This window comes from Azospirillum sp. TSO22-1, from assembly GCF_003116015.1.
Lineage (GTDB): Bacteria > Pseudomonadota > Alphaproteobacteria > Azospirillales > Azospirillaceae > Azospirillum.
In genome coordinates, this window is record NZ_LGQZ01000076.1 from 102,703 (window position 1) to 109,102 (window position 6,400).

The 6,400-nt window shown below is 72.8% G+C and carries 6 protein-coding genes; 2 read left to right on the plus strand and 4 right to left on the minus strand.

What is annotated here, in order from left to right:
- Window positions 1–141: 141 nt before the first annotated feature.
- From TSO221_RS20005 to TSO221_RS20015, 3 genes are all read right to left on the minus strand, one after another.
- Entirely contained in the window at window positions 142–1,038 is an 897-nt protein-coding gene (locus TSO221_RS20005) for a diguanylate cyclase (protein WP_109120273.1), read from the minus strand.
- 66 nt (window positions 1,039–1,104) lie between these two features.
- Window positions 1,105–2,532, minus strand: a complete 1,428-nt coding sequence (locus TSO221_RS20010) for an FAD-dependent oxidoreductase (RefSeq protein WP_109120291.1) — start codon at window positions 2,530–2,532, stop codon at window positions 1,105–1,107.
- Entirely contained in the window at window positions 2,529–3,284 is a 756-nt protein-coding gene (locus TSO221_RS20015; RefSeq protein WP_247878143.1) for a VTT domain-containing protein, read from the minus strand. Before TSO221_RS20015 ends, TSO221_RS20010 begins: the two co-directional genes overlap by 4 nt.
- Before the next feature lie 49 nt (window positions 3,285–3,333).
- On the opposite strand from TSO221_RS20015, the gene rfaE1 reads away from it, so the two are divergent.
- Together rfaE1 and TSO221_RS20025 are read left to right on the plus strand one after the other, a co-directional pair.
- Window positions 3,334–4,788 (plus strand): D-glycero-beta-D-manno-heptose-7-phosphate kinase, encoded by a 1,455-nt coding sequence (gene rfaE1 / locus TSO221_RS20020; RefSeq protein WP_109120275.1) that lies wholly within the window; start codon window positions 3,334–3,336, stop codon window positions 4,786–4,788.
- A 145-nt stretch (window positions 4,789–4,933) separates the two neighbouring features.
- Window positions 4,934–5,527 carry a methyltransferase gene (locus tag TSO221_RS20025; RefSeq protein WP_109120276.1) on the plus strand — a complete coding sequence of 198 codons (594 nt, stop codon included), beginning with the start codon at window positions 4,934–4,936 and terminating at the stop codon, window positions 5,525–5,527.
- Between the two features lie 289 nt (window positions 5,528–5,816).
- Here TSO221_RS20025 and TSO221_RS20030 read toward each other — a convergent pair.
- Window positions 5,817–6,400: M10 family metallopeptidase C-terminal domain-containing protein (locus tag TSO221_RS20030; RefSeq protein ID WP_199229546.1), on the minus strand; the 584-nt coding region annotated here is incomplete at its 5' end.

Sequence of the window (6,400 nt, forward strand, 5' to 3'; positions counted from 1 at the left end):
CAGGGGAGGGAACTCCGCCGTATTCCCCCTCCCCTGCGCAGCTCACGCGCAAGCTTCGCTTGCGCTGACGCGGCAGGCGGATCCTCCGGATCCGCCGAGAGCGGGGGAGGGGTCGGGGGTGGGGGCAAGTGACACGCCCCCTTAAACCTCCACCGTCTCGTCGCACACCACCCGATTCCGCCCGCCGTTCTTGGCGCGGTACAGCGCCTCGTCCGCGCGCGCCAGCAGGGCGCTCACCGACTCCTCGCCGGGCTTGAGCGCGCTGACGCCGACGCTGACGGTGAAGGTCACCCCGACCCCGCCGGGAATGCGCACCTCGGTCACCGCCAGCGCGCGGCGCAGGCGTTCGGCCAGCAGCACCGCGCCCTGCGGCGGCGTCTCCGGCAGCAGGATGGCGAACTCCTCGCCGCCCAGGCGGCCCAGGATGTCGGCGCCGCGCACCAGCGAGCGGCAGACGCGCACGACGCTGCGGATCGCCTCGTCGCCGGTGGCGTGGCCGTGCGTGTCGTTGACCTTCTTGAAGTGGTCGATGTCCAGCATGATCGCCGACAGCGGCCGGGCGTAGCGCTGCGCCCGCATAACCTCGTCCGCCGCCCGCCCCATGAAGCGGCCGCGGTTCAGGGCGCCGGTCAGCGAGTCGGTGGTGGCGAGGCGCTCCAGCTGGCGCTGCATGTCCACCACGCGCGAGGCGGCGAGCAGCCGGGCGCGCAGCCACGCCCAGTCCAACGGCTTGCGCAGGAACTCGTCGGCGCCGTTCTCCACAACCTCGAAGAACTGATTGGTGATGCTGCCGGGAATCATCAGCATGAGGTAGAGGTGCTTCGCCCCCTGCGCGGCGCGCAGGTGCCAGCAGACCTCGACTCCCTCCATGTCGCCGACGCGGAAATCGACCAGCACCACGTCGAAATCCTCGTCCCGCGTGCGGACCAGGGCCTCCGCGCCGCTGTCGGCGAACGCCGTCTGGTGGCCGAAACCCTCCAGCTGCTGGCACAGCGCCGTGCGCGCCATGCGCGAGTCGTCCACCACCAGGATCCGCATCCCGCCTCCTCGCCCGATGCGGCAGTGAAGCACAGCGTCTTTAAGGAAGCGTTACAACCCTGTGGATTATCCGAGCCACGACAGAATCCGCACCAGCGTGCGCGTCCTCGCGCCGAACAGGGTGGGCGTGAAGGCGTTGCCCGCAGCCCGCTTGCCGGCCTCGGACAACGTCGGGTAGGGCAGCACCAGCCCGGCGAGCGTCGACAGCTTCGCCCGCGTCGCCACCGCCAGGCACCACAGCGCGATCTGCTCCCCCGCCTGCGCCCCGACGATGGAGGCGCCGACCACCCGCCCCCGGTGCGCCAGCAGCTTGACCAGCCCCTCCGTCCCGCCCTCGGCGCGGGCCCGGTCGTTGGCCGCGAAGGGCTGGCGCAGCACCTCGATGTTTCCGTAGGCGGCGCGCGCCTCCGCCTCGGTCGAGCCGACCTGGGCCAGTTCCGGATCGCTGTAGGTGACCCAGGGCAGCGCCGCGTAGTCCTCGCGCGCTGGCAACCGGAACAGCGCGTTCCGCACCACCAGCCCGGCGTGGTAGCCGGCGACGTGCGTGAAGGCCGGCCCGCCGGTGACGTCGCCCACCGCGTAGACGCGCGGATTGGTGGTGCGCAGCCGCTTGTCGGTCGCGATGCCGCCGCGGTGCGCCTCGATGCCGGCGGCATCCAGGTCGAGATCCTCGACGTTCGGCCGGCGCCCGGCGGCGACCAGCAGGTCCGAGCCCTCGACCCGCCGCCCGTCGTCCAGCACCGCTGCCACGCCGTTGCCGGCGCGCTGCACGGCGGCGACGCCGACGCCCTCGACCAGCGTCACCCCCTCGGCGTCCAGGCGGCGGCGCACCACCTCCACCAGCTCCGGGTCGTCGCGCGGCAGCAGCGTCTGCTTCTCCACCAGCGTGACCCGGCAGCCGAGGCGGCGGAACGCCTGCGCCATCTCCACGCCGATCGGCCCGCCGCCCAGCACGATCAGATGTTCGGGCGCGGCCGTGCGCTCGAACAAGGTCTCGTTGGTCAGGAACGGCACGGAGTCCAGCCCGGGGATCGGCGGCACCGCGGCGCGCGAGCCGGTGGCCAGCACGAAGCGCCGCGCCCGCACCTCCACCCCGCCGGCCTCGACCGTCCCCGGCCCGGTGAAGCGCGCCGAGGCCCGGATCACCCGCACGCCCAGGCCCTCGAACCGCTCCTGGCTGTCGTGCGGCGCGATGGCGGCGATGGCGCCGCGCACGTGCGCGTGCACCGCAGCGAAATCCACCGCCGGCTCGTGGCCCCCACCGGAAGGAAAAACCACGCCGAAGCGCCCGGCGGTGCGCACCGCGTGCGCCGCCTTCGCCGCGGCGATCAGCGCCTTGGAGGGCACGCAGCCGGTGTTCAGGCAGTCGCCGCCCATGGCGCCGCGCTCGATCAGCACGGTCTTGACGCCCATCTGCGCCGCCGCCGCGGCCACCGACAGCCCGCCCGACCCGGCGCCGATCACGCACAGCCCGCAGGACAGGCGCTCCGTCACCCCCGCCTCCGCCACGCCTTGACCGCCACCGGCAGCAGCGCCAGCGCCGCCAGCCCCAGCAGCGGCAGCATCACCTCCGGGCAGAAGATCAGGCCGAGGTCCGGCGTCTCCCCGGCGTCCAGCACCGCGCCCAGGCCGTTGCCGACCGACGCGTACACCAGCGCGCCCGGCACGATGCCGACCAGCGTCGCCAGCACGTACACCCGCACGGGCACGCCGAGGAACGCCGGCACCAGGTTGACCAGCCAGAACGGGAACAGCGGCACCAGCCGCAGGAACAGCATGTAGTGGAAGGCGTGGTCGCGGAACCCGTCCTCCAGCCGGCCGATCCACGGCCGCGCCTTGCGGCGCAAGGCCCCGCCCAGCGCCGAGCGCGCCGCCAGGAACACCGCCACGGCGCCCGCCGTCGCCCCGGCCACGGCGTACGCCGCTCCCCAGACGACGCCGAACAGGAAGCCGCCGGCCAGCGTCAGCACCGTGCCGCCGGGCACCGAGAACGCCACCGCCAGCGCGTACACCCCGACGTACGCCAGCACCGCCAGGGCGCCCTGCGCCTCGACGAACGCCGTCAGCTGGGCGCGCTGCGCCGCCAGCCCCTCGAGCGTCAGCGTGCGGTGCAGGCCCAGCGCGAAGAAGCCGGCGAACCCCGCCGCCAGCACCGCCAGCGGCAGCAGCCGGCGCGCGGATGAGGGACGGGACGGGATGTCGGCGTGGTCGAGCATGGCACAGAGAGTGATGCCCCGGCCGCTCACCGGCCAGTCACCTTGCCGTGAACGGGTCGGCGCTGGTAGAAGCGTGCGCATGAGCGACCTCGCCCGCCACATCGACGCCCTCGCGCAAGCCCGTGTGCTGTGCGTCGGCGACCTCATGCTCGACCGCTTCGTCTACGGCTCCGTGGACCGCGTCTCGCCGGAAGCGCCGATCCCCGTGCTGCGCATCGAGCGCGAGGCGGTGATGCTCGGCGGCAGCGGCAACGTCGCCGCCAACCTGCTGGGGCTGGGCGCCGCCTGCCGCTTCGTCTCGGTGGTCGGCGACGACGGCCCCGGCGCCGAGGTGCGGCACATCGTGGAGCGCCAGATCGGCTCGGCCGAGGGCATCGTCGTCGAGCCCGGCCGCCAGACCACGCTGAAGACCCGCTTCATCGGCAGCCGCCAGCAGCTGCTGCGCGCCGACGCCGAGACGGTCGCCCCGATCGGGCCGGCCTCGGTGGAGGCGGTGCTCGCCGCCGCCCGCGCGGCACTGCCCGAGGTCGGCGCGGTGATCCTCTCCGACTACGGCAAGGGCATGCTGACCGACGCGCTGGTCGCCGGCCTGATCGAGGCGGCGCGCGCCGCCGGGCTGCCGGTGGTGGTCGATCCCAAGGGCACCGATTACCGCCGCTACCGCGGCGCCAGCATCGTCACCCCCAACCGCAAGGAGCTGATGCAGGCCACCGGCCTGCCGGCCGACGACGACGCCCAGGTCGAGGCCGCCTGCCGCCGCCTGATCGAGACCTGCGGCATCGACGCCGTCATCGCCACCCGGTCCGAGCGGGGCATGAGCGTCGTCACCCGCTCCGGCCCGGCCGTGCACCTGCCAGCCGAGGCGCGCGAGGTGTTCGACGTGTCGGGCGCCGGCGACACCGCCGTCGCTGCGCTGACCGCCGCGCTGTCGGCGGGGGTGGAGCTGAACGACGCGGCGCGCCTCGCCAACCTCGCCGCCGGCATCGTGGTCGGCAAGGTCGGCACCGCCGTGGTCCGCGCGCCGGAGCTGCTGGCCGCGCTGCACGCCCAGGAATGGCGCCAGGGCGAAGCCAAGGTCGCCGCCCGCGAGGAGGCCGCCGAGCGCGCCGAGCGCTGGCGCCTGCGCGGCAAGCGTGTCGGCTTCACCAACGGCTGCTTCGACCTGCTGCACCCCGGCCACATCTCGCTGCTGACCCAGGCGCGGGCGGCGTGCGACGTGCTGGTGGTCGGCCTGAACAGCGACGAGTCGGTCCAGCGCCTGAAGGGGCCGACCCGCCCGGTGCAGTCGGAGACGGCGCGCGCCACCGTGCTGGCCTCGCTGTCCTGCGTCGACCTGGTGGTGGTCTTCGGCGAGGACACGCCCGAGCAGCTGATCAAGGCGCTGCGCCCGGACGTGCTGGTGAAGGGGGCGGACTACACCGTCGAGACGGTGGTCGGCGCCGGCTTCGTGCAGAGCTATGGTGGCAAGGTGGTGCTCGCCAACCTCGTGGCCGGGCAGAGCACGACCAACACCATCAAGCGCATGCAGTCGTAGCATGGCGCCCTCTCCCAGCCCCGCTGGGAGAGGGAGGGGCCCCAAACGCAGCTTGGGGTGGGTGAGGGCAGCGACTTCCCCGACACGCCGCTGCCCCCTCCTAACCTTCCCCCTGCGGAGCAGGGGGAAGGACTATATTGATGTTATGCCGCACACCCTCTACGCCCTCGCCTGGGCCAGCTTCGGCCTTGGCCACAGCCTGCTCGCCATTCCCAGGGTGGCCGCACGGCTGCGACTGGGCGCGTACACGCGGCTGGCCTACAACGGGTTCGCGGCGCTGCACCTGCTGGCGGTGCTCGCCGCCGGACGCTGGCTGTTGCCCGATCCCCTCGCCTTCGCCCGGCCGCCCGAACTGGCGGCGGTCCAGGCGGTGGCGGCGCTCGCCGGGCTGGGCGTGTTCCTGTGGGGGGTGTCCGGCTACGACCTCGGCCGCTTCGCCGGTGTGACGCAGATCCGCGCGCACCGCACCGGCGCGGCCCTGCCGGCGGACGAGCCGCTGCGCGTCCGCGGCGCCAACCGTTGGGTGCGGCATCCGCTCTACACCGGGGCGCTGCTGATGCTGTGGGGCGTCGTGGCGGACGAGCGGGCGCTGGCCACCGCCCTGTGGGCATCGCTCTACCTGCTGGCCGGGATGCGGCACGAGGAGCGGGCGCTGGAGGCGCTGTACGGCGACGCCTACCGGGATTACAAGACGAAAGTGCCCGCCCTGCTGCCGTGGCGAGGGCGGGCACCTCGGTAGGCGCGTACCTATATGCGTTGTCCGGCGATGCGGAAGAAAACTCCGCCTCTAGAGCGAATTCCGGTTCAGCCTGAACCTTTCTCAAAACCGTCATCCCCGCGAAGGCGGGGATCAAGAGAGTCCGTCAAGCTCTTGATCCGGCAAGGTGCTGTAGTTGGTAACAACGATGGCGCCGCCTTGCAGCAACTGGCCCGCCAGTCGTCGCCGGTGCCGGCCTGAGCGCCGGCACGCCCCGGAAACGTGAACGGGCGGACGGGACCTTTTGTCCCGCCCGCCACGCCGTCCGTGCCTAGAGTTTGAAGTTGGCCGCGGTCAACGACAGCGACCCGGTCAGGACAAGCTCGAAATCGGCGTTGCGGTCGCCGTTGTGGTCTCCGTACAGGTGGGTCGTGCCGTCGCCGAGCACGGCGTAACGCAACTGGCCGGCCGTCCCGCTGAACGCGCTGGTGCCGATGAAGCTGTACAGCTGATCGCCGCTCACGGCCGAGTTGGCGTCGACGCCGCTGACGTCGATCATGTCGGTGCCCGCGACGAAGTCGGTGATCCGGTCCGCGTTGGCGCCGGTGACGACGTCCGCCGTGCCGAACTTGAACCAGTCGGCGCCGGCGGCGCCGGTCAGCGTGTCGCTGCCCCCGCCGCCGGTCAGCGTGTCGTTGCCGGCGCCGCCCTGGATCAGGTTGGCCAGCGTGTTGCCGTTGCCGGTGAAGTTGCCGCTGCCGGTGTAGGTCAGATACTCCACCTCCGCCGCCAGCGTGTAGGAAGCCAGCGACGTGCGCACTTCATCCATGCCGCCACCGGCGGACTCGACCACCGTCACGCCGGTGGTGTCCACGAGATAGACGTCGTTGCCGGTGCCGCCGGTCAGGCCGTCGG